18 protein-coding genes are annotated in these 22686 nt (G+C 66.8%); 6 read left to right on the top strand and 12 right to left on the bottom strand.

The annotated features are described in order from the left end of the window. Positions 1-86: 86 nt before the first annotated feature. From ACEN9H_RS21480 to ACEN9H_RS21470, 3 genes are all read right to left on the bottom strand, one after another. A complete protein-coding gene (locus tag ACEN9H_RS21480) occupies positions 87-1037 on the bottom strand; it encodes an MBL fold metallo-hydrolase (protein WP_413672005.1) in 951 nt (316 codons plus the stop codon). Positions 1038-1252: 215 nt separating this feature from the next. After that, entirely contained in the window at positions 1253-3013 is a 1761-nt protein-coding gene (locus ACEN9H_RS21475; RefSeq protein WP_413672004.1) for a chloride channel protein, read from the bottom strand. Between the two features lie 4 nt (positions 3014-3017). Further along, positions 3018-3362 carry a MarR family winged helix-turn-helix transcriptional regulator gene (locus ACEN9H_RS21470; RefSeq protein ID WP_413675619.1) on the bottom strand — a complete coding sequence of 115 codons (345 nt, stop codon included), beginning with the start codon at positions 3360-3362 and terminating at the stop codon, positions 3018-3020. Between the two features lie 259 nt (positions 3363-3621). Here ACEN9H_RS21470 and ACEN9H_RS21465 point away from each other — a divergent pair, with 259 nt between their 5' ends. Further along, the gene (locus ACEN9H_RS21465; protein ID WP_413672003.1) at positions 3622-4737 is read left to right on the top strand and encodes an HPP family protein; all 1116 of its coding nucleotides are present in this window, start codon (positions 3622-3624) and stop codon (positions 4735-4737) included. A gap of 44 nt (positions 4738-4781) precedes the next feature. Here ACEN9H_RS21465 and ACEN9H_RS21460 read toward each other — a convergent pair whose 3' ends face one another. Then, positions 4782-5468 (bottom strand): UPF0149 family protein, encoded by a 687-nt coding sequence (locus tag ACEN9H_RS21460; protein WP_056127244.1) that lies wholly within the window; start codon positions 5466-5468, stop codon positions 4782-4784. Positions 5469-5546: 78 nt separating this feature from the next. Here ACEN9H_RS21460 and ACEN9H_RS21455 point away from each other — a divergent pair, with 78 nt between their 5' ends. Both ACEN9H_RS21455 and ACEN9H_RS21450 read left to right on the top strand, forming a co-directional pair. After that, positions 5547-6548, top strand: a complete 1002-nt coding sequence (locus ACEN9H_RS21455; RefSeq protein ID WP_413672002.1) for a serine/threonine protein kinase — start codon at positions 5547-5549, stop codon at positions 6546-6548. Between the two features lie 114 nt (positions 6549-6662). Further along, complete coding sequence (locus tag ACEN9H_RS21450) at positions 6663-9191, top strand: hypothetical protein (RefSeq protein WP_413672001.1); 2529 nt, start codon at positions 6663-6665, stop codon at positions 9189-9191. Positions 9192-9328: 137 nt separating this feature from the next. On the opposite strand, the gene ACEN9H_RS21445 is transcribed toward ACEN9H_RS21450, so the two are convergent. From ACEN9H_RS21445 to ACEN9H_RS21430, 4 genes are all read right to left on the bottom strand, one after another. Further along, positions 9329-10834, bottom strand: a complete 1506-nt coding sequence (locus ACEN9H_RS21445; RefSeq protein WP_413672000.1) for a tryptophan halogenase family protein — start codon at positions 10832-10834, stop codon at positions 9329-9331. 112 nt (positions 10835-10946) lie between these two features. Continuing rightward, positions 10947-11351 carry a hypothetical protein gene (locus ACEN9H_RS21440; protein WP_413671999.1) on the bottom strand — a complete coding sequence of 135 codons (405 nt, stop codon included), beginning with the start codon at positions 11349-11351 and terminating at the stop codon, positions 10947-10949. An 84-nt stretch (positions 11352-11435) separates the two neighbouring features. After that, complete coding sequence (locus tag ACEN9H_RS21435; protein WP_413671998.1) at positions 11436-12011, bottom strand: TerD family protein; 576 nt, start codon at positions 12009-12011, stop codon at positions 11436-11438. A 31-nt stretch (positions 12012-12042) separates the two neighbouring features. Then, positions 12043-13083, bottom strand: coding sequence for a DUF475 domain-containing protein (locus tag ACEN9H_RS21430; protein WP_371767965.1), 1041 nt, complete (start codon positions 13081-13083; stop codon positions 12043-12045). Positions 13084-13258: 175 nt separating this feature from the next. On the opposite strand from ACEN9H_RS21430, the gene ACEN9H_RS21425 reads away from it, so the two are divergent. The 3 genes from ACEN9H_RS21425 (at position 13259) to ACEN9H_RS21415 (ending at position 18426) form a co-directional block, all read left to right on the top strand. Then, positions 13259-13678: a divergent PAP2 family protein gene (locus ACEN9H_RS21425; RefSeq protein ID WP_413671997.1), complete on the top strand. Its 420-nt coding sequence runs from the start codon at positions 13259-13261 to the stop codon at positions 13676-13678. Between the two features lie 341 nt (positions 13679-14019). Further along, the gene (locus ACEN9H_RS21420) at positions 14020-15210 is read left to right on the top strand and encodes an efflux RND transporter periplasmic adaptor subunit (protein WP_056127266.1); all 1191 of its coding nucleotides are present in this window, start codon (positions 14020-14022) and stop codon (positions 15208-15210) included. 15 nt (positions 15211-15225) lie between these two features. Then, positions 15226-18426: an efflux RND transporter permease subunit gene (locus tag ACEN9H_RS21415; RefSeq protein ID WP_413671996.1), complete on the top strand. Its 3201-nt coding sequence runs from the start codon at positions 15226-15228 to the stop codon at positions 18424-18426. Positions 18427-18598: 172 nt separating this feature from the next. Here the strand turns inward: ACEN9H_RS21415 and ACEN9H_RS21410 are convergent, their stop codons facing one another. From ACEN9H_RS21410 to ACEN9H_RS21395, 4 genes are all read right to left on the bottom strand, one after another. Then, positions 18599-19015: a hypothetical protein gene (locus tag ACEN9H_RS21410; protein ID WP_413671995.1), complete on the bottom strand. Its 417-nt coding sequence runs from the start codon at positions 19013-19015 to the stop codon at positions 18599-18601. Between the two features lie 292 nt (positions 19016-19307). Beyond that, on the bottom strand, positions 19308-20297 hold the full coding sequence (locus ACEN9H_RS21405) for an NAD(P)H-hydrate dehydratase (RefSeq protein ID WP_413671994.1): 990 nt from the start codon (positions 20295-20297) through the stop codon (positions 19308-19310). 9 nt (positions 20298-20306) lie between these two features. Next, on the bottom strand, positions 20307-21071 hold the full coding sequence (locus tag ACEN9H_RS21400; RefSeq protein WP_413675618.1) for a histidine phosphatase family protein: 765 nt from the start codon (positions 21069-21071) through the stop codon (positions 20307-20309). A gap of 142 nt (positions 21072-21213) precedes the next feature. Continuing rightward, entirely contained in the window at positions 21214-22614 is a 1401-nt protein-coding gene (locus ACEN9H_RS21395) for an L-cystine transporter (RefSeq protein ID WP_413671993.1), read from the bottom strand. Positions 22615-22686: the final 72 nt, after the last annotated feature.

The raw sequence follows: 22686 nt of genomic DNA, 5'->3' as shown, positions 1-22686 counted from the left end.
CCCCGCGAAGGCGGGGATCCAATTTCGGTCGCGTCACCTCAAACTTGGGCCTGGCCAAAGTAGACGGCCAGTCCAGGGCCGACGGTTCAACGCATCTGGGTGTAGTTGACGGGCACCCAGCGATACCCCTTGCCCTGCGTCTGGAGGTGGCCCAGACCCGGGAACTGCAGGTGCGCGCCGCCCACGAGCCAGCCGTTCCTGGCCGCGTCGTCGAACACTTTCTTGCGTGCTGTTGCGGCCGCCTTCTCGTCGCTGTCGAACGCGACCGTCACCTGCGGATTGTCGAACTGGACGGCCGCCAGGTGGATCAGGTCGCCGATCAGCACGAGCTTCTGGCCATGGCTTTCGACCGCGTACACGGTGTGGCCGGGCGTATGGCCATGCTCGGCCTGGGCGGAGACGCCCGGGACCAGTTCGCCATCCTTCTCGATGGGCTTGAACTTGCCGGCCTGGATGTACGGGTTGATCGACGCCATCGCACCCTTGAAAAAATCCTTCTTGTCGGCCGGGGCCTTGTCCATGTTCGCCTGGCTCAACCAGTAGTCGGCATCGGCCTTGCCGGCGCGGACGACGGCGTTCGGGAACACGCGCTGGCCATTGTTGACGAGGCCGCCGACGTGGTCGCCGTGCATGTGGGTGATGTAGATCTCGTCGATCTGCTCCGGCCGGTAGCCGGCCGCCTTCAGGTTGTTGACGAACTTGCCCACGGTCGGGCCGAACAGCGCGCCGGCGCCCGTGTCGACCAGCACCAGCTTGCTGCCGGTGTTGATCAGGAAGGCGTTGTCGGAGGTTTCCACCGGCAGCTTCAGGAAGTTCTTCGTGAGCGTGGTGCGCGTCAGTTCCGGCTTCTGGCGGATGATCTGGTCCATCGGCAGGTCGAAGGTGCCGTCGCTGATCGGCGTGATTTCGACGTCGCCCAGCATCACGCGGAAGAAACCGGGGGCCGGGGTCTTGACCATCGGTGCGGCGGCCTGGGCGCCAACGGTGGCTGCGGCGAGGGCGGCGGCGAGCAGGGTGTGCTTGAGTGCTTTGATCATGTTCTTATCCTCTCTAGGTGACACGTCGAAAAACCTGCTGCGCGTTGCACTGTCGTTCTGCGATGCTCACTGTACTAGCGTACAGCTGCGCTTCTCGAACGACATTGCTGCCGCTCGCGACGGTTTTTCGAGGTGTCGATTGACACAACGCGCGGACGCGGGTTGCTTATCGTACATGATTGTTCAGTAACTCGCTGGACCCTGCTTGCCTTATCTCAAGGACGGCGCATGAGCGGCAACGTGCGCAGCGTGCGGCGCTCGTGTTCCTCGTCGTGCAAGGTCGCACTCGCCTTGATCAGGTCGCTGCGGCTGACGACGCCCAGCAGTTGCGCATGCCCCGTCTGCGCGACGACCGGCAGGCGCTCGATGCCGTGCACGGCCAGGCGCGTGGCCACGGCGCGGCACGTCTCGCCGGGCAGGGCGACGAGCGGCGGATTGGCGCCGAACAGGTCGCCGACGCGCATCGCGGGCGGATGGCCGTCCAGGGTGTCGCGCGCGACCATGCCGACGACGAGTCCGGCGCGCGTGACGGGAAAGCCGCGGTGCTTCTGGCCCGGGCCGAACTGCGTGGCGAGGACCTCACTGATCGTGGCATCGGCATCGATGTAGTGGACGTCCGTGCTCATCACCTCGGCCACGCTGTGGCGCTCGAGCGGATCGATGCCGTATTCGCGGTAGATGTGATGGCCGCGGCGGGCGATCTTTTCCGTCAGGATCGAGCGGCCCATCGTCAGCACCGTAAAGCCGTAGGCGCCGGCCGCGGCGGCGAGCAGCGGCAGCAGGGCGTTGGCGTCGTGCGTCAGCTCGAACGCGAACACGACGGCCATCACGGGCGCGCGCATCATGCCGCCCAGCGTGGCGGCCATGAACACGAGCGGCCACAGCGCGGGTTCGGCGCCCGGCAGGTACGGGCCCAGCAGCGCGCCGAGGCCCGCGCCGAGCATCAGCAGCGGGGCCAGCACGCCGCCGGACGTGCCGGAACCGAGCGCGATCAGCCAGATCACCAGTTTCACCGCCAGCAGGCCGACGATGGCGCTGGCCACCATGTGGTTGTGCAGCAGATCGCCGATGACGTCATAGCCGACGCCCAGCGCGCGCGGCTCGAAGTAGCCGCCGATGCCGACGGCGAGACCGCCCAGCGCCGGCCACCACATCCAGTGGATCGGCAGGCGGTGAAAGCCGTCCTCGACGCGGTACAGCGCCGTCGACATCAGCCACGCGAGCGCGCCGCATGCGATGCCGGCCGCGAGGCAGGAGAGGAGGGCGATCGGTGCGACGGGGGCCGTCGCCACCGGGAACAGCGCGCCGGAACCGATCGCAAGCGGACGCAGGAAGCCGGCCACGGCGCACGCGGTCGCCACCGGCAGCAGGCTGCGCGGACGCAGTTCGAACAGCAGCAGCTCGACGGCCATCAGCACGGCGGCCACCGGCGTGCCGAACACGGCGGTCATGCCGGCCACGGCGCCGGCCACGAGCAGCGATTTGCGCTCGCCGCTCGTCAGGTGGAAGTGCTGGGCGATCAGCGAGCCGATCGCGCCGCCCGTCATGATGATCGGCCCTTCCGCGCCGAACGGGCCGCCGCTGCCGATCGCGATGCCCGACGACACCGGTTTCAGCACGGCGACCTTCGGCGACATCGCACTGCGCTTGAACAGGATCGCCTCGATCGCCTCCGGAATGCCGTGGCCGCGGATTGCCTCGGTGCCGTAGCGGGCGATCAGGCCGATGATCAGGCCGCCGATCACGGGGATGCCGATGACCCACGGGCCCAGGGTATTGTCGGCGGGAGACAGCTCGGCGAACGAGAATTTCCCATAGAAGAACAGGTCCGTGAAGAAGCGGATCATGGTCAGCAGGACGTGCGCGGCGACCGTGCTGAGCGCGCCGATGACGGCGGCGAGGGCGGCAATGCGGAGCAGGCTGGCGTCGCCTGAAAAATCGCGCCGCGGCGTGGAGGGGTGTGTGGCAGTTTTCATTTTGTTATGCAAGATTAGGAATCGTAAATACGCCCTGCAGGGCGCGCAGCTCGGCGCGGTGGACGGCGGCCAGCCGCGTCAACAGCGCCTCGCCCTTGGGCAGCAGGTGCACTTCCACACGGCGCCGGTCCTCGGCGTTCGTGCGGCGCATGACCAGTTCGCCCGCCTCGCAGCGCGTGACGAGCGCGACGACGCCGTGCTGCTTGGCCTGCAGGCGCTCGGCCAGATCGCCGACGGTGGCCCATTCGCGTCCGGGAAAACCCTTGATGTGCAGGAGCAGCAAGTATTGCAGCGGCGTGATGCCCTCGGCCTGCACGGCGTTTTCGGAGAAGCGCTCGTAGCGCCGCATCTGGTAGCGGAATTCCGACAATGCGGCGAAATCCGTCTTGGACAGCGGGGGAGATTCGTCTTTCACTGGCTTGTATTGCGTGGGCGTTGGCTTTGGGAACCAAATAATATATCATAACGTGATACATTTTTTTAGCAAAAGCGTGCGATGCCCCGGCGTTGCCGTTCTTTTACAATCGACAGGAATGATGCTGGAACACAGTTTGGAATGGTTGCGCTCGTTCGTACCGCAACCGAATACAGTGCCGCGCGGGGAACGCATGCGCGCGGTGGCAGGGGCCCTCGTGGGGCTGTTCGTGACGGCGATCCTCAGCGACATGCTGACCAGGGGCTCGGGCATCGGGCCGCTGGCCCTCGTCGCGCCGATGGGCGCATCGGCCGTGCTGCTGTTCTGCGTGCCGGCCAGCCCGCTGGCCCAGCCGTGGTCGGTGATCGGGGGGAACACGATTTCCGCGCTGATCGGCATCATTTGCGCCAAGAGCGTCGCCAATCCGGCCCTCGCGGCCCCGCTGGCGGGCGCCTGCGCGATCTTCGTGATGTTCCTGCTGCGCTGCCTGCACCCGCCCAGCGGCGCGGTCGCGCTGACGGCCGTCCTCGGCGGCCCGGCCATCCACGCGGCCGGCTTCGGGTTCGCGTTCCTTCCCGTGTGCCTGAACTCCACGCTGATCGTGCTCGCGGCGCTCGTCTTCAACAACCTGACGGGCCGGCGCTATCCGCACAACCAGAAATCGGCGCTGCGCACGGCGCAACAGGCCGCGCACGCGACGGGCGATCCGGCCCCGATGGCGCGCCTGGGCTTCACGGCCGAGGATCTCGACGCCGTACTGGCCCGCTACGGCCAGGTGCTGGACGTCAGCCGCGACGACCTGGAAGACATCCTGCTGCAGACGGAGCAACTTGCCTACGCGCGCCGCTTCGGTACCGTGAACTGCGGCGCGATCATGTCGAAGGACGTCGTGACGGCCACGCCGAACATGCCGCTCGCCGAAGCCTGGCGCCTGCTGCGCCACCACAACCTGCACGCGCTGCCGGTGCTGGACGCGTCGCACCGCGTGGCCGGCATCATCGGCCAGGGCGATTTCCTGCACCACGCGGGCCTGGACGATTACCAGACGGTGGGCGAACGCCTGCGCGGCCTGTTCGCCCACGTGCTGGGCGTGCGGCCGGAGCGCGCGGGGACGGTGGGGGAGTTGATGTCGACGAAGGTTGCCGTCGTTTCCAAGGACGAACCGATCGCCACGCTCGTGCCGCTGATGAGCAACGGCGGGCTGCACCACATTCCCGTGGTGGACGAGCGGGCGGTGTTCCTGGGCATCGTGAGCCAGTCGGACTTGCTGGCGGCGCTGTTCGAAAGCCGCCTCGCCGAAGCGGCTTGAGTTACCGTTGAGCCATTACCTAAAACCGGGCTCTGACCCCGGTTTTAGTCATTGGCCCCACAGCATTTTTTGTATTTCTTGCCGCTGCCGCACGGGCAGTCGTCGTTGCGGCCGACCTTGGGTTCGTCGCGGCGCACCGTGTCGACGGCGGCCTTGCGGCGCGGCAGCCAGAAGCGGTGGATGCCCGGCAGGTTGGCCTCGATCTCCAGCGCCAGCTTGTGCGCCTTCTTCGGATCTTCCACCTCGGCCAGCTCGCTTTCGTCGATCTCGTCGGCGCCCAGCAGGTAGATCGGACGCATCAGCGGGCCCGCTTCCGAGTCCCAGATCTCTTCCCACGAGCCGGGACGCAGTTCCATGCCTTCCCAGAAGCCCCAGCACCACGCCTCGGCGTCGATCAGCGTCTCGCCGCCGATGTCGTGCTCGACGTACAGCGGCTCGAACTCCTTCGGCGCGACCTCGAAGGTGACGAGCACCTCGTTCATGAAGCGCATGATCAGGTTGACGATGCGTTCTTCTTCCTTCGGGTTCTTCCATTTGGGCACGGCGCCTTCCTCGCCCCACACGCGCGGCAGCCATTCGGCCGGCATGATGGTTTCCGGACCGATCGCGATGGCGGTCAGGTAGCCGTGCAGCGTGTCCATCGTCATCGCGTCGTCGGAGCAGCGATCGGACAGGAGGAAGTTGTCGAGGTCGTCGAATTCTTTTTCGGAGAGGGGCTGGTCGAGTTGCATTTGTTTCTGTTTCCGTGCGTTGAAGGTGCCAGTGTAACGCTTCCGCCCCCTGGCCGGCTAAAACCTTACAATGGCGGGATGGATAATCCCTCTGACAACACCTCCGGCCATCCCTTCTCGCGTCTCGATCCGGCGCTGGTGCTGGATGCCGTCGACAGCGTCGGCCTGCGCGGCGACGGCCGCCTGCTTGCGCTGAACAGCTACGAAAACCGTGTGTACCGCGTGGGCCGCGAAGAGGGCCCGCCCGTCGTCGTGAAGTTTTATCGGCCAGGACGCTGGAGCGATGCCGCCATCCTCGAAGAGCACGCGTTCGTGCAGGAGCTGGCCGACCAGGAAATCCCGGTCGTGCCGGCCAGCGTCCTCGACGGCCGCAGCTTGCACGAGCACGGCGGCTTCCGCTTCGCCGTCTTCCCCAGCCGCGGCGGCCGCGCGCCGGAGCTGTCCGACCCGGCCACGCTGGAATGGATCGGCCGCTTCATCGGCCGCATCCACGCGCTGGGCGCCGTGAAGCCGTTCACGGAGCGGCCCCGGCTCGACCTCGACACGTTCGGCAGGGAGCCGCGCGCCTGGCTGATCGGTCACGGCTTCATCCCGCCCGAATTGCTGACCGCTTATACGAGCGTGCTGGACCAGGCCCTGGACGGCGTCGCGCGCTGCTACGACCGGGCCGGGGCGCTGTCCCTGCTGCGCCTGCACGGCGACTGCCACGCGGGCAACGTGCTGTGGACGGGCGACGGTCCGCACTTCGTCGACTTCGACGACAGCCGCATGGGCCCGGCCGTGCAAGACCTGTGGATGCTGCTGTCGGGCGAGCGCAACGAGATGGTGGGCCAGCTGGCCGACGTGCTGGCCGGCTATGAAGACTTCTGCGAATTCGATCCGCGCCAGCTGTACCTCGTCGAGGCGCTGCGCACGCTGCGGCTCATCCATTATTCGGCGTGGCTGGCGATGCGCTGGGACGATCCGGCGTTTCCTGCCGCATTTCCCTGGTTTAATACCCAGCGCTACTGGCAAGACCGCATCCTCGAATTGCGCGAGCAGGTGGCGTTGATGGATGAGCCGCCTTTGTTCCCGGTCTAACGCTGGAATTGACGGAGGTTTACGATTCAGCTCGGCGTGACACGACACAGAACCATGCCGCATAATTAAGTGCGGACCCCCTCCGGGCCCCATATGTGAACTGACGAGCCATCCATGACCGACGCCGACCGCACCGATCCATCCGCACAGAAAGACGACGCCGACTTCACGATCGACCTGATGCCCGCCGCGCAAGACCACGCGGCGCCGCAGGTCGAGCCGCAGCGCGAGCATCTGGAACAGCGCGCGATCAAGGAAGGCATCGCGCGCGTGGAGGCGGAAGCGAAGGCGGCGGTGGCGGCCGAGAACCGCGCCCACGCGGAAGCGCGTGCGCGCAGCCTGGCCGAGGAGCGCGCCGCGATCGACGCCGAAGCGGCCGCTGCCGCCCTCGCGAACGCGCAGGCGTCGGAAGAGGCGATCGAGGCGAACCGCGACCGCATCGACACCCTGCGTGCCGCCGCCAAGGCCGCCGCCGAGCGCCTGGAAGCGATCCGCCAGGAGACGGCCGGGCTGCGCGCCCGCGTCGAATCCGACACGCAGATCCGCATCGCCGCCGAAGCCCGTACCCGCGCCGAGGATGACGCCCGCAAACGCGCGACGGAGCAGGCGCGCATCGACACCGAGATCGCCGCCCGTGCCCAGCGCGACGCCGACGATCTTGCCATTCACGCCGAGCAGGCCCGCCTGCAGGCGGCCGAACGCGTGGCGGCCGTGCATGCGGCGCGCGAGGAAGTGCACCACAGCGCCAGCGCCGACGCCCGCGTGGCGATCCTCGCGCGCGAACGCGAACGGGCCGAACGGGCCGCGCGCCAGACGGCCGAGAAACTGGCGCAGGCCGAAGCCGAGGCACTGGAACTGGCGCAGCAGCGCGAACGGGCTGACCAGGTGGCGCTCGCGTCCGCGTTCGCGCGCGCGTCCGCGGAGGCACGCGCGCTCGAGGAAGCCCGCGCCCTCGCGCACATCGAACAGGAACGGGAAGCCATCGCGCAGGCCCAGGTGGAATCGGAGCGGACGGCCGCGCAATCGCTGCGCATGCGCCTGCAGACGGAAAAGGAATTGCGCGACGCGGCCATCCACCGCGAACGCCTGGAACAGATGGCGGCCGACGCCGCCGCCGCGCGGCGCGAAGCCGAAGCCCGCATCCTGGCCGCGACGGAAGCGCGCATCGAAGCGGACCGCAAGCTGCGCGACGTGGCCCTGGCCCGTGCCGCCGCGGAAGAGGAAGAGTCCCAGCAGAGCCAGGCCCGCCTGGACGCCGAGCGCGCAGCCACCGAACAGGCGCACCTGCGGATGGAAGCCGACCGCGTCGCGCAGGAGGCCGCGCAGCGCGACCTGGAGACCCAGCAGCGCGAGCGCCAGCTGGCCGAGGAACGCGCTGCCTTGACCGACGCGGCAGCCGCCGCACGCGCCGCGCAGAACGCGGCGGCGGAGTCGGCACTCGCGGCCGAGGCGGAGCGGGTCGGACACGAACGCGAAGCGGCGCGGCTGGCGGAAGAACGCGCCGCGCAGACGCAGGCGCTGGCACAGGCCGAACAGGCGCGCGTGCAGGCGGAGCAGGAGGCGCTGGCGCGCCAGCAGGCCCGCATCGAGGCCGAACGTGCGCTGACCGCCGCCGCCGAAGCCCGCGCCGCCGCGGAACAGGAGCACACGATGCAACTGGCCGAACGGCTCGAAGCCCAGCAGCGCGAGATCGCCGCGCTGCGCGCCGAGACGGAAGCGCGCTTCGCCGCGGCCGAACAGGAGCACGCCACCCGGCTGCAGGCCCAGCGCGATGCGTTGGCGGCCCAGCAGGCCGAATTCGACGCGCGCCGCGTCGCCGCCGAACAGGACCATGCGGCGCTGCTGGCCGCGCAGGCCGGGCACGAGCAGCGCGCCGCCGCCGAGCGCCAGGCAGCGATCGAGGCCCAGCGCGCGATCACGGAACAGGCGGCGCGCCAGGCCGACCACGAGCAGGCGATCGCCGACGCCCAGCGCGAACAGGCCGCCCGCGCGGCCGAACTGGCGCAGGCGCAGGCCGACCGCGCTGCGCACGAACGCCGCCAGCAGCAGCTGACGGAAGAATTGCTGGCGGCCGAACGCGCGGCAGCCGATGCCGCGCACGACGCCTTGCTGCTGCTGGAGCAGAAGCTGTCGTCGCAACAGCAGCAGACGGCCGCCGATGTGCGCGCCAACGAAGCGGCGGCGGCACGCATGGCGTCCGAGCGCGCCGCGGTGGCCGCGGCGGAAGCCCGCGCCGCCGCCGAAGCGGAGCGCGCGCAGCTGGCGAAGATGCGCGAGGCGGCCGAGCAGGCGGCGGTGCAGGCCGCGATCGACAAGCGCGACGCCCAGCGCGCGCTGCTCGCGAACGCCCAGCTGGCGGCGGAAATGCAGCGCAAGACGGCGCTCGCCACGCAGGAAATGGCGGAGGCGAAGAAGCGCCTCGTGGAGCTGGAATCCGTGCGCCAGGAAGAGCAGGTGGCGGAACTGGCCGCGCTGCGCGAACAGATCGAGGCGCGCCAGGCCGAAGCCAAGCAGCGCGCCGAATCGGAAGACCTCGCGCGCGAGGTGCTGGGGCGGTTCGCGCAGCAGCCGTCGAAAGTGCAGGCGGCGATGCGGCTCGCGGATGCGGTGGCCAAGCAGCGGGCCGACCGCGATCACGAGTAATCTGAATGCGTCGTTCCCGCGAAAGCGGGAACCCATGCTGAGTTACAGAATTCGGTAAGTCGAAGGCCCTGCAGCGTATTTGGTAGAGTGTCTTCGGATCCTAAGTATGGATTCCCGCGTACGCGGGAATGACGGTACTAGCCGGCCTTCGCGTTCTTCGCCAGATAGGCGCCGTGGTCCGGCAGCTTGGCGACCGTCTGCGCGATCAGGTCGCGCAGTCCCGCGAAGTGCCCGTGCAGCTGGCGCATGTCGACATCGTCCACGAACGGATCGTAGCGCTTCGGTTCGACACCGAGGCCGACCAGCATCGCGACGAACGACGGGAGGAGGAAACTGTCGCGGTCGAGGATCGCGACGCGGCCCGTCTCGCGGAACAGTTCGATCTGGTGCGCGAGCGAAGCGGGGATGGTCATGTTCGCGCAATAGCGCCAGAATTCCGTGTCGTCGCGCTTCGTCAGCTTGTAGTGCATGACGATGAAGTCGCGGATCGACTCGTAGCGGCTGCCGATGATCCGGTTGAATTCGTCCGCCAGCTCGGGTCGGAAATCGCGGTCCGGGAACTGTTCGATCAGGGTGCCGATGGCCGTTTCGATCAGGCTGATGCTGGTCGATTCCAGCGGTTCGACGAAGCCGGCCGACAGCCCGATCGCCACGACGTTCTTGACCCACGATTTCTTGCGCTTGCCGGTGACGAAGCGCAGCTGGCGCGGCTCGTCCAGCGCGGCCCCGTCGAGGCCGTCGAGCAGGTCCTGGCGCGCTTTTTCGTCGGTCGTGAACGCGTTGCTGTACACGTGGCCGTTGCCGGTGCGGTGCTGCAGCGGGATGCGCCACAGCCAGCCCGCCCCTTTGGCCGTCGAACGGGTGTAGGGCGTCAGCGGTTCGACGCGCGCGCACGGGACGGCGAGGGCGCTGTTGCACGGCAGGTGCTCGCTCCAGTCGTCGTAGCCGGCCTTCAGTGCACCTTCGATCAGCAGGCCGCGGAAGCCCGAGCAGTCGATGAACAGGTCGCCGTCGAGCGTGCGGCCATCCGCCAGGCGCACGGCCGTGACGAAGCCCGTTTCCGGATGCTGGTCGACGCTGGTGATCGTGCCTTCGACGCGCCTGGCGCCGCGCGCCATCGCGTAATCGCGCAGGAAGGCGGCGTACAGGCCGGCGTCGAAATGGTAGCCGAACGAATAAGCGTCCGTGACGCCCGGCTGCGCGTCGTTCGGCATCGTGAATTTGTTCTCGCGCGCCATGATCGACGCCATCGACCAGTTTTCCAGCGCCGGCATGTGGTCGAACGTGCGCGCGAGGCGCAGCCAGTAATGGTGCGGCTGGATGCCGTTCAGGGGCGGACCGAAGTCGCCGAAACCGTGGAAGAAGCGGTTGCCGACGTGGCCCCAGTCCTTGAATTCGATGCCGAGCTTGAAGCTGGCCTGCGTCTTCTTGATGAAGTCGGCGTGGTCCAGCTGGAGGGCCGCGTTATAGAAGCGGATCGTCGGCAAGGTCGCTTCGCCCACCCCGATCGTGCCGATGTCCGGCGATTCCACCAGCACGATCTCGCAGCGCTGGCCCATGCGCTGGGCCAGCGGCGCCGCGGCCATCCAGCCGGCCGTGCCGCCCCCCACGATGACGATTTTACGGATCGGGTTTTGTTGCATGATGTCTCCTGTTGTATTGCTCGCTCAGGAGAGTGTAGGACAGCGGGCTTGTGGCCGGCAATAGAAATGTTTGCGTATAACATTTCTTTAACAAAAGCGACGCAACAGCGCGTCACATATTGTTGGGCGCCACCGGATTCGACCCGCCGACGACGGCCTTGTCGACGAAATATTCGGTCTCGCCAAAGCAGGTGCTTGGGACGCCGATGTGCTGCGAATAGGTCAGCTGCACGCGCTGCCCCATGGCGGCCTGCAGCTGGCGCACGACGTTCTCGTCGCGCACGGTGAAGTTGAAGCGCTCGGGGATCGCGCCGGGCATGCTGGACAGCAGGATCTCGCCTTCCCACGTCTTGCACAACCAGCCCTTGCGCGACAGTTTCTGCAGGTAGCCGGCCCGTTCGCCTTCCGAATACGACCAGTTCAGCACGATCCACGTGTACAGGGCGAACAGCGCCACGGCGGCGATGACGACGGAGGCGAGGATGGCGATGGCGCGGCGCGGCAGGGTCTTGGGCATGGTTGTGTGCGAGATTAAGGTCAAGGGGCGTGACGAAGCGCGCCCATTCTGACATGGGCGCCCGGATTGTCAATCAGGCCAGTCCTAGACCTGCACCCCGAAGGAACGGGCGAGGGGGCCGAGGCCGCCGTTGTAGCCCTGGCCCACGGCGCGGAATTTCCACTCGCTGCCATAGCGGTACAGCTCGCCGAAGATCATCGCCGTCTCCGTCGAGCTGTCTTCCGACAGGTCGTAGCGGGCGATCTCGCGCTCGCCGTCCGCGTTCAGGCAGCGGATGAAGGCGCGCGCGACCTGGCCGAAGCTCTGGCGCCGCTGGTCCGCTTCGTGGATGGTGACGGCGAACGCGATCTTTTCCACCTCCGGCGGCACGCGCGTGAGGTCGACCATGATGCGCTCGTCGTCGCCTTCGCCCTGGCCGGTGCGGTTGTCGCCCGTGTGCTTGACGGCGCCGTCGCTGGACTGCAGGTTGTTGTAGAAGATGAAGTCGGCATCGCCGCGCACCTTGCCGTCGCCGCGCAGCAGGAAGGCGCTGCCGTCGAGGTCGAAGGTGGCGCCGTCGGTCGAGCGCGGGTCCCAGCCGAGGCCGATGATGACCTTCTTCAGGTTCGGATCTTCCTTGGACAGGTTGACGTTGCCGCCTTTTTGCAAACTGATCGCCATCTTGCTTCCTTTCTATTAATGGTTACGGGTTTCAGGTCGCCGACTCGAGTTGCTCGCGCTTCTTGTAGCGGATCGACGACCACAGCGATACCAGGATGAAGGCCACACCGGACAGGCCGGTGAACCATTCGGGAATCTCGTACTCGACGCTGGCGAACATGATCAGGGCCAGGATGCCGATCGCGTAGTGGGCGCCGTGCTCGAGAAAGACGAATTCTTCCAGCGTGCCCTTGTGCACGAGGAACACGGTCAGCGACCGCACGAACATGGCGCCGATGGCGAGGCCGAGCATGATCACGACGACGTCGTTCGTGATGGCAAATGCGCCGATCACGCCGTCGAAGCTGAACGAGGCGTCCAGCACTTCCAGATATAAAAAGCCGCCGATGCTGCCCTGCGAGATCAGCTTGCCCACGGCCGGGTCGGATTCTTCTTCCTCCAGCAGGCCGGAAAACCAGTTCACGCCCACGTACACGAGCACGCCGACGACGCCCGCGATGAGCGTGGACAGCTTGCGCGCCTCCGGCACGAGGTTCATGCAGCCGAACACGGCGAGCAGGGTGAGCAGGATGGCGAGGCCTTCCGAGCCGTACTTGCCGACCTTTTCTTCGATCCAGCCCAGCCAGTGGAGTTCCTTTTCCTCGTCGAACAGGAAGTTGAGGAAGACCAGCAACAGGAACGCACCGCCGAACGCGGCCACTTCGGCGTGGCGCGACGTCAGGTTGCGGGCGTACTCGTCCGGGTTGTTGACGGCCATGTGCCAGACGTCGATCAGGCCCAGGCCCGTCGCCACCGACACGATGAGGAGGGGAAACAGCAAGCGCATGCCGAACACGGCGACGACGATGCCGACCGTGAGGAACAGCTTTTGCCAGAACGCGTTCCAGTTGCGCAGGACGGACGCGTTGACGACCGCGTTGTCGAACGACAGCGAGATCTCGAGCACGCCCAGCACGGCCGCGATCCACAGCGCTTGCAGGAGGCCGGCGCTGCCACCATGGGAAAAGCCCCACCAGCCGGCCAGCGCCAGCAGGACGGCGGTGACGACGAACGACAACCTGAAATGTTGCATGTACCTCTCCAGTTCTTATATACGCATTGTCTGAATGACCACACGGCGCATATTACCCCGTTTCCCACATTGGCGGGCGCATCGATCGCCACCGCGTGAATTGCTCACGTGACATTGCATCTGCCATAATGCCGCCCGGCGTCATGCCTCCCGTTTCCCCTTAAATGGATTTCACATGGATGTCTCTTATCTGGTCACCCCGGTGCTGACCTGGCTCGTGGTCGGCCCGATCAAATTCCTCATCAACAGTGCGCGCCAGGGGCGCTGGGCGTTCAACCTGGTCGGCAACGGCGGCTTTCCCAGCAACCACAGCGCCACCGTCACCAGCATGGCGACCTTGATCGCCCTGCGCGAGGGCATCGGCCACCCGGCGTTCGGCGTGGCCGTCACCCTGTGCTTCATCGTGATGATCGACGCCAACAGCCTGCGCCAGCACGTCGGCCGCCAGGCCGCCGCCATCAACCGCATGGCCGCGGGACAGGCCGGCCACACGACCCTGCGCGAGCGGATGGGGCATACGCTCGTCGAGATCGGCGGCGGCATCGTCACCGGGATCCTGATGGGGAATCTCGTGTATCACCTCTTCGTGCGATGAAATTGGGTCCCTGCCTGCGCAGGGACGACGGTCTTATGGCCGCGTAACAAAATACCGTCGCTCCCGGGCTGGGCGCCCCCCTTGGCGGGAGCCCAAGGTAGTGCACCGTTAGCTTCCCACCGTCCACCCGGACGTCCGCCTGTCCGCGCCCTGTCTCATTTTTCGCGCATTTCAACCTCGGCCAAACGCATTTCATCCCGCCTATCTGCAGTTCATCCCACCAAAACCGCGCTTTGCCGAAACGTCAATTGACGGTCAAGACCGCCTATTCGATACTGCGCGCTGGCCTTTTATATTCTTATTTTTACAGGTAACGAGTCCATCCTCGGGGGAACCAAGAAATGCTGCGCAAAACTATAATCTTCCTTGCTATTGCTTCCGCACTCAGTGCGTGCGGCAAACATGACAAGGACCCTGCAAAGCCCGACGCCGCCAACGCGCAGGCGGATGCCAAGCAGAAGGATGGCAAGGCCGTCCAGCTGCTCGTTGCCCCGGAGGATGTCCTGACCGTGCAGAGCAGTGCGCTCGCGAACGGCCCGGTGATCACGGGCTCGGTCCAGCCGGAACGCAAGGCCGACCTGCGCGCGGAAGTGTCCGCCATCGTGCTGCAGGTCCTGAAGGAGAACGGCGACCCGGTCAAGAAAGGCGACGTGCTCGTCAAGCTGGACGAGACGTCGATCCGCGACAGCCTGATGTCCGCCCAGGAAGCCCAGCGCGCCGCCTCCCAGGCCCTGGACCAGTCCAACCGCGCCCTCGAGCGCCTGAAGACGCTGCGCGCGTCCGGCATGACGTCCGCCCAGGCGCTGGACGACGCCGAAGTGCGCCGCAACAGCGCCCAGAGCGAGCTGTCGGCCGCCAGGGCGCGCCTCGTCGCGGCCCAGCAGCAGGTGACCCGCACCGTCGTGCGCGCGCCGTTCGACGGCATCGTCTCCGACCGTAAAGTCTCCCCGGGCGACACGGCCGCCATCGGCAAGGAATTGCTGAAGGTGATCGATCCGACGAGCATGCGCTTCGAAGGCCGCGTGTCGGCCGACAAGATCGCCGCCGTCAAGGTCGGCCAGCCGGTGTTCTTCCGCGTCAACGGTTACGGCGAGCAAAAGTTCACCGGCATCGTCAAGCGCATCGACCCGTCCGCGAACGACATCACCCGCCAGGTCGAGGTGCTCGTCGGCTTCAGTAACGAAGCGCGTCCGCGCGTGGCCGGCCTGTATGCCGAGGGCCGCATCGACGCCGAGCTGTCCGATGCGATCACCTTGCCGGAATCCGCGATGGTCAAGGCCGGCGACAAGACGTATGCCTGGAAAGTGAAGGGCGGCCAGCTGGCGAAGATCGACCTGACGGTGGGTTCGCGCGATCCGCGCACCGGCAATTTCGAAATCAAGAACGGCCTGGCGTCCGGCGACAGCGTGCTGCGCCACCCGGGCTCGACCCTGAAGGATGGGCAGAAGGTGGAAATGGCGGCCGCTGCGCGCGTCGCCAGCGCCGCAGGTACCGCCAATAGCGCCACCAACAGCGCACCCCAGGGTAAATAAGCGGGATTAACCACCATGTTCCTGTCCAATTTCAGTGTCAAGAAGCCCATCGCGACACTCGTGCTGATCATCGGCATGATGTGCATGGGCCTGCTCGCGCTCAATCACTTGCGCGTGAACCAGAACCCGGACGTCGAGATTCCGATCATCGTCGTGACGATCCCGTATCCGGGCGCGTCGCCGGAAACGTCCGAACGCGAACTCATCGAACGCCTCGAGAAGCAGATGCTCGCCATCACCGGCGTGACCGAGGTGAACGCATACGCCAACGAGGGCAGCGCGACGATCGTGCTGCGCTTCGACTTCAAGCGCAACCTGATCGAGGCGTCGGACGACGTCCGCAACGCCATCGCGTCGGTCCGCTACAAGCTGCCGATCGAGATGCGCGAGCCGGTGCTGCGCCGCGTCGACCCGTCCGCCCAGCCGATCATGAACCTGGCGCTGTCGTCGAGCTCGCAGAGCCATGCCGAGATCTCGCGTCTGGCCGAAGACCAGCTGGCCGACCGCTTCCGCGCGATCGACGGCGTGGCCAACGTGCAGGTGAACGGCTCGCTGCGCCGTGAGCTGTCCGTGCTGATCCATTCGGAAAAACTGCGCGAGTACAACGTCTCCGTCAGCGACGTGACGAACGCGCTGTCGCGCCAGAACACGAACGCGCCGGTCGGCAAGGTGCGTAGCGAGCTGGACGAGAAGGGTATCCGCCTCGTCGGCCGCATCGAGCGCCCGGAAGATTTCTCGCAGGTGGTCGTCAAGCGCAACGGCGACACCGTCGTGCGCCTGAACCAGGTGGCCGACATCAAGGACGGCTTCGCCGACATCGACAGCGTGTCGATGCGCAGCGGCAAGCCCAACGTCGGTATCCAGATCGTCCGCTCACGTGAAGCGTCGACCGTCGCCATCGCCAAGAAGGTCCGTGCGGAAATCGAACAGATCCGCAAGGAACTGCCGGCCGGCACCAAGCTGGACATTTCGTACGACGGCGGCGAAGACGCCCAGGACAGCCTGAACAACGTCATCGAATCGCTCGTGTTCGGCGCCGTGCTGACGATCTTCGTCGTGTACGCTTTCCTGAATTCCTGGCGTTCCACGCTGATCACCGCGCTGTCGCTGCCGACCTCGGTGCTGGCCGCGTTCATCGCCGTGTGGCTGTGCGGCTTCACCCTGAACTTCATGACGCTGCTGGGCCTGTCGCTCGCGATCGGCGTGCTGATCGACGACGCGATCGTCGTGCGGGAAAACATCGTCCGCCACATGGAAAACGGTTCCGACCGCCGCACGGCGGCCCTCGAGGGCACCGCGGAGATCGGCATGGCCGTCGCGTCGACGACGTTCTCGATCATGGCCGTGTTCATCCCCGTCGCCTTCATGCCTGGCATCTCGGGCGAATGGTTCCGTCCGTTCGCGCTCACCGTCGCCTGCTCCGTGATCGTGTCGCTGTTCATCTCGTTCACGCTCGACCCGATGCTGTCCGCCTACTGGGGCGACCCGCCGGGCCACCACCATGCGCCGAAGAAGGGCATCGAGAAATATCTCGCGCGCTTCAACGTCTGGTTCGACCACCAGGCCAACCGCTACGGCCACGTGATCGCCTGGGCGCTGCACCACCGCCGCTGGATGGCCATCATCGCCGTCGTCAGCCTCGTCGCGGCGCTGGGCCTGCAGGGCAAGTTCGGCGGCACGTCGTTCCTGCCGAAGCAGGACAGCGGCCAGCTGCTGATCGAAGTGCGTACGCCGGCGTCGGCGTCGGTGGGCTATGCCCGCATGAAGATGGAAGAAGCGGCCGCGCTGGCGCGCACGATGCCGGAGACGAAGGACACGAACGCCTCGATCAATTCGGGCGGCGGCCGCATCTACGTCGATATCGGCAAGCGCCGCGAACGCAAGCGCAGCGCCTCCGACATCGCGGTGGAACTGCGCGAGAAGATCGCCCGCCTCGTCGGTGCCGAGTACACGGTCACGGACGACCTGAACGGCAACGGCAAGCCCGTGCAGATCGAGTTCACCGGCACGGATTCGCGCAAGCTGATGGACCTGACCAATGCCTACATGGAAAAACTTCGTCAGGTACCGGGCGCCGTGGACGTCACGCTGTCCCAGCAGGATCCGAAGGACGAGCTGCAGATCGAGCTGGACCGCGGCCTCTCGAACATGATGGGCATCTCGGTCGGCGACGCCGCCACCGCGCTGCGCGTCGCGTTCGCCGGTATCGAGGTCGGCGACTGGGTCGACCCGACGGGCGAGACCCGCGACGTGGCCGTGCGCCTGGCGCCGGAAGACCGCGTGGGCCTGGAAAACATCGAGCGCCTGCCGATCGCCGTCACCGGCAGCAACATGATGGTGCCGCTGGACCAGATCGCCAAGATCACGATGGGCAAGGGCCCGTCCGCGATCGAGCACAAGGACGGCAAGCGCGTCGTGCGTGTGTCGGCCAATGCCCAGGGCCGCTCGAACGGCGAAGTCATGGACGACGCCCTCAAGCTGGCGAAATCGATGGACTTCCCGCCGGGCTATGGCCTGTCGCTGGGTGGCCAGAGCAAGGACCAGCAGGAAGTGTTCACGCAGATGACGATCGCGCTGGTCTCGGGTATCGGTCTGATGTACCTGATCCTGGTGATGCAGTTCGGCTCGTTCACGGCGCCGCTCGCCGTGATGCTGTCGCTGCCGCTGTCGCTGATCGGCGTCGTCGTCGCGCTGCTGCTCACGAAGGGCACGCTGAACCTGATGAGCTTCATCGGCATCATCATGCTGATGGGTCTCGTGGCGAAGAACGCGATCCTGCTGCTGGACGCCGCCCGCACCCGCGAGGCGGAAGGCATGGACCGCGAGGACGCGCTGATGGCCGCCGGCCGCGCCCGCCTGCGTCCGATCCTGATGACGACGTTCGCGCTGATCGCCGGCATGCTGCCGGTGGCGCTGGCCCTGGGCGACTCGGGCGAGTTCTACCAGCCGCTGGCCATCGCGATCATCGGCGGCACGATCACGTCGACGGTGCTGACCCTGCTGGTCGTCCCGACCTTCTACGACAGCATCGAGATCGCCCGCGACCGCATGGTGGCCAAGTTCCACCGCCGCGCGGCCCGCTTCACGGCGCTGCCGGCGTTCGTGATGACCTTCGTCGAAGCGATCCTCACGCTGGTGCTCGTGCGCCTGGTCTTCCGCCTGATCGTGAAGGCCGGCCGCTTCGCAACCGGCCGCGGCCGCCCGGCGACGGTGTAACGGCGTGGTGCCGGCTGCGGCCGGCATGCAATGAGAAGGGCCTGCAAGCGCAGGCCCTTTTTTCATTCCGAGGCACTCTAGGAAACGGCATGCACTAGGGCCGCATCCGCCGCGCCCAGTGCATGCCGGTGCCAAGGGCCGTTCCCGACCCTTGGCCGATGCGCCACGGCGATCAGCGGCCCGAGGTACCGGTGCCCGAGGTGCCGGTGCCCGACGTGTCGCTGCCGGTCGTGCCCGACGTACCCGACGTGCCCGACGAGCCGCTGCCGCCGGTCGTGCCGGTCGCGCCGGTGCCCGAGGTGCCGGTGCCCGTTGCGCCCGTGCCGGTTTCGCCGGTGGTTCCCGTCGCGCCGGTGGCGCCGCCCATGGTGCCGGTGGTGCCGGTTGCGCCGGTGCCGGTCGTGTCACCCGTCGTGCCCGTGCCGGTGGCGCCGGTCGTGCCGCTGGTGCCGGAGCTGCTGCTCGGCGCGGTGGCCGACGTGTCGCCGGTACCGGTCGTGCTGGTGGTGTCGTTCTTCTTGCAAGCGGCCAGGCTGGCCATCAGGGCTGCAGCAAACAGAATCTTCGATGCGTTGTTAAGAGCTTTCATTTGTTTTACTCCTCGTTCACGTCTATCGTTTACCGCCGTCTCCCGGTGAGCACTGGAAGCGAGGCGGGGCTTAGGGTTCCCGATGGACCATGCGGTCCAAGCGTGAACCATCAGGGAACCGACGCAATACGCGGCCCCGGTGGCGTACGAATCCGACTGTCTGCATTTGACCGGCACCGCGCCGGCCGGTTCGTCGGATTGCATGCCTTCTGCTTTGGGAAACCGAAGTTTCCCTTGTTCCGCCGTGCCGCCTGCAACGTCGACACGTGCGGGTGAGATAAGAGCCGAACCATCATCGTTCAACCCTTTGTCCCCCGGCGAAGCTGCCGGATGGTCGTGACGCCGCGTCGGCGCTGTCGCCGGCGGCCTGTTCGAGCAGGGCGGGAATGACGTCGCACAGTTCCCGCGCCAGGTAACCCAGTCTGCCGAAGCGTTCGGCCAGGCGCTCGCCCGCGCGCGCGTGCAGCGCGACGCCCCAGGCGGCGGCCTGTGCGAGCGTGGCGCCGCGCGCCGCGAGCCCCGCGATGATGCCGGCCAGCACGTCGCCCGAACCGGACGTGGCGAGCCCGACGTTACCGCCTTCGTGCTGCCACCGCTCGCCGCCCGGCGCCGCGATCACGGTGCGCGCGCCCTTGAGCGCGACGACGGCGTTCCAGTGCCGGGCCGCATCGATGGCATGGCGGTCCGGCGCCGCGCCGATCTCGTCTTTCGCGATGCCCGTCAGGTGGGCCATTTCGCCCGCATGCGGCGTCAACAGGACCGGCACGTCGAAGCGGAAGGGCGCGCGGTTCGGCGTGCCTCCCACGGGCGGATGCAAAACCGCGCCCATCGCCTCGGCGTCGAGCAACACGTTCGTGGCGGTGCCGTCCAGACGCGGCAGCAGCGCGTGCACGAGGCGGGCCGTCGCCGCCTCGTCCCGCATGCCGGGGCCGATGAGGATGGCGCTGATCTTGTCGGCCAGCGGATCGAGCGCGGCCACGGCTTCGACCGTGAAGCCGCCGGCATCGTTTTCCGCCAGTCCCAGCACGCGCGATTCAGGAATAGCGAGCGCTACCAATTGGGCCACGCTGCGGCCGGTGGCAATGGTCAGCTTGCCGGCGCCGGCGCGCAAGGCCGCCGTCGCGGCCAGGATCACGGGGCCGGGCATCTCGCGCGAGCCGCCAAGGACGAGCACGTGGCCGCGGTCTTCCTTGTCGGCGTCGTTCGAGGGCACGGGCAGCGGCCAGCTGCGCAGCAGGCTCGTATCGACGTCGCGCGGGCGGGCATGGGTTTGCAGCGTCATGGAGGGACCTCAGGCCTTGGCGGCGGTGGGCTGGTCTTTGGCGACCGTGACCGGCGTGCCGGTGGCTTCGAGCGGGGCGACGAAATTGACCAGGCGAACGGCCAGCTTGCCGCGCTTGCCCAGCGTGGGATCGAACGCGTAGGACGTGACGGAGCAGTTCGGCACGTCGCCGGCGCGGTCCTGCTCAAGGATCGTGGCCTCGTCCATCCGCTCGATCAGGTAGCGGAAGCAATTGACGATGACCTGGTGCGCGACGATCAGCACGCGTTCGCGCGGGTACTCGCGCGTGATCGTGTCGAGGACGCTGCGCAGGCGCAGGATGACGTCGCACCAGCTCTCGCCGCCGGGCGGGCGGAAATAGAACTTGCCGACGTGGTGGCGTTGCTCATGCAGCTCGGGATATTTCTCGGCGATACCGCGCACCGTCAGGCGGTCGAGGATGCCGAACTCTTTTTCGCGCAGGCGCTCGTCGGCGTGGACGGCGAGCAACTCGTCGCGGTTCAGGCGCTGCATCAGGATATTGGCGGTCTCGGCCGCGCGCACGTAGGGCGAATGCAGCACGACGTTCGGCTGGCCGTCGGGCGGCAGCGCCGCGAACCAGCCCGACAGGGCCTGCGACTGGCGCACGCCCAGCTCGGACAGGGGCACGTCGACGTCGCGCTCGGCGATGTCGATGAGCAGGCCAGCCGCCGCTTCGGCGGCATCGCGCGCGACATTACCCGCGCTTTGCCCGTGCCTGACGAGCCAGATTTCCTGTGGCCACTTCTGATCCATCATCCGACCGTTTGTGATTTTGACATGACGCGATCATAGACGGATTCGGCGGGATTTCCGCGCACGATTCCGGACGAAAACGTGTGCCAAAACGACGTGTAGGCGGGCTCTTACGTGAACAGCAGAAAGGTTTACATCACCTTTACGCCACTTGCTCCTCGCTGTCGAGGTTGACCTCGGCGTCGCTGTCGAACACGGCCATGTCGGTCTGGCCGAGCACGCGGCTGGCGAACGTGCCGGCCGTGATGGACCCGCTGACGTTGAGGGCGGTACGGCCCATGTCGATCAGTGGCTCGATGGAAATCAGCAGGCCCGCCAGCGCCACGGGCAGGTTCAGCGCCGACAGCACGATCAGCGCGGCGAACGTGGCGCCGCCGCCCACGCCGGCCACGCCGACGGAGCCGATGGTGACGATGCCGATCAGGGGCAGCAGGAAGCTGCTGGTGAATGGATCGATGCCGACGGTGGGCGCGATCATGACGGCGAGCATCGCCGGATAGATGCCGGCGCAGCCGTTCTGGCCCATCATCGAGCCGAACGACGCGGCGAAGTTGGCGATGCCTTCCGGCGTGCCGAGGCGCGCGGTCTGCGTCTGCACGCTCATCGGGATCGAGCCGGCCGACGTGCGCGACGTGAACGCGAAGGCGAGCACGGGGAAGATCTTTTTCACGTAGCGGCCCGGGTTCAGGCCCACGGCCGCGATGATCAGCAGGTGCACGCCGAACATGAGGATCAGGGCGCTGTACGATGCGGCCACGAAGCCGATCAGCTTGAGGATGTCCTGCACGCTGGAGCTCGCCAGCACCTGCGTGATGAGGGCGAACACGCCGAACGGGGTCAGGCGCAGCACGAGCGTCACCATGCGCATCACGATCACGTGGGCCACGTGCACGAATTCGCTGAACTTTTCGAACACGTCCGGCTTCTTGGCGGCGATGCCCGTCGCGGACACGCCCAGGAAGATCGAGAACAGGACGACGGCGATCGTCGACGTTTTGCGCGCGCCCGTCATGTCGAGGAAGGGATTCTCGGGAATGAACGACAGGATCATGGTCGGCAGCGACACGTCCTGCGCCGTGGCCAGCTTGCCCTCTAAATAATGGCCGCGCGCGACTTCGGCCGCGCTCGACGTCAGGCCGACGGCGGACAGGCCGTACAGCTTGGCCATCAGGATGCCGATCGTGGCCGCGATGGCCGTCGTGACCATCAGCGTGCCGATCGTCAGCGCACTGATCTTGCCGAGCGACGAGGCGTCACGCAGCTTGAGGATGGCCTGGATGATCGACACCATGATCAGCGGCATGATGATCATCTGCAGCAGTTTGACGTAGCCCGTGCCGACGATGTCGAGATACGCATTCGTCTGTGCAATGACCGGTGAACCGTTGCCGTAGAACGCCTGGAACGCCGCGCCGAGGACGATGCCCAGACCGAGACCCGTGAACACACGTTTCGTGAAGGACAGATGGCGTTGCTGCATGACATACAGCAGGCCGCAGGCGGCCAGGGCGATGGCGAGGTTCAGGATCAGGGGGAGACTCATGATCTTATATGCGTACAGGAAATATAAGAGCCGCATTTTATATCCAATCATGCAGGTTTGCATGACCGCCAC

It is taken from the genome of Massilia cellulosiltytica (assembly GCF_047325105.1).
Taxonomy (GTDB): Bacteria; Pseudomonadota; Gammaproteobacteria; order Burkholderiales; family Burkholderiaceae_D; genus Telluria; species Telluria orientalis.
Note: the sequence above shows the minus strand (reverse complement) of the source record. Positions and strands in the feature narration are given on the sequence as shown.

Coding starts and splice junctions, on each gene's coding strand:
- ACEN9H_RS21465 (WP_413672003.1), top strand. CDS start 3,622: ATGCGCGCGGTGGCAGGGGCCCTCGTGGGGCTGTTCGTGACGGCGATC.
- ACEN9H_RS21405 (WP_413671994.1), bottom strand. CDS start 20,297: ATGACGCTGCAAACCCATGCCCGCCCGCGCGACGTCGATACGAGCCTG.
- ACEN9H_RS21415 (WP_413671996.1), top strand. CDS start 15,226: ATGTTCCTGTCCAATTTCAGTGTCAAGAAGCCCATCGCGACACTCGTG.
- ACEN9H_RS21450 (WP_413672001.1), top strand. CDS start 6,663: ATGACCGACGCCGACCGCACCGATCCATCCGCACAGAAAGACGACGCC.
- ACEN9H_RS21430 (WP_371767965.1), bottom strand. CDS start 13,083: ATGCAACATTTCAGGTTGTCGTTCGTCGTCACCGCCGTCCTGCTGGCG.
- ACEN9H_RS21475 (WP_413672004.1), bottom strand. CDS start 3,013: ATGAAAACTGCCACACACCCCTCCACGCCGCGGCGCGATTTTTCAGGC.
- ACEN9H_RS21425 (WP_413671997.1), top strand. CDS start 13,259: ATGGATGTCTCTTATCTGGTCACCCCGGTGCTGACCTGGCTCGTGGTC.
- ACEN9H_RS21455 (WP_413672002.1), top strand. CDS start 5,547: ATGGATAATCCCTCTGACAACACCTCCGGCCATCCCTTCTCGCGTCTC.
- ACEN9H_RS21400 (WP_413675618.1), bottom strand. CDS start 21,071: ATGGATCAGAAGTGGCCACAGGAAATCTGGCTCGTCAGGCACGGGCAA.
- ACEN9H_RS21445 (WP_413672000.1), bottom strand. CDS start 10,834: ATGCAACAAAACCCGATCCGTAAAATCGTCATCGTGGGGGGCGGCACG.
- ACEN9H_RS21480 (WP_413672005.1), bottom strand. CDS start 1,037: ATGATCAAAGCACTCAAGCACACCCTGCTCGCCGCCGCCCTCGCCGCA.
- ACEN9H_RS21460 (WP_056127244.1), bottom strand. CDS start 5,468: ATGCAACTCGACCAGCCCCTCTCCGAAAAAGAATTCGACGACCTCGAC.
- ACEN9H_RS21420 (WP_056127266.1), top strand. CDS start 14,020: ATGCTGCGCAAAACTATAATCTTCCTTGCTATTGCTTCCGCACTCAGT.
- ACEN9H_RS21440 (WP_413671999.1), bottom strand. CDS start 11,351: ATGCCCAAGACCCTGCCGCGCCGCGCCATCGCCATCCTCGCCTCCGTC.
- ACEN9H_RS21410 (WP_413671995.1), bottom strand. CDS start 19,015: ATGAAAGCTCTTAACAACGCATCGAAGATTCTGTTTGCTGCAGCCCTG.
- ACEN9H_RS21470 (WP_413675619.1), bottom strand. CDS start 3,362: ATGCGGCGCTACGAGCGCTTCTCCGAAAACGCCGTGCAGGCCGAGGGC.
- ACEN9H_RS21395 (WP_413671993.1), bottom strand. CDS start 22,614: ATGAGTCTCCCCCTGATCCTGAACCTCGCCATCGCCCTGGCCGCCTGC.
- ACEN9H_RS21435 (WP_413671998.1), bottom strand. CDS start 12,011: ATGGCGATCAGTTTGCAAAAAGGCGGCAACGTCAACCTGTCCAAGGAA.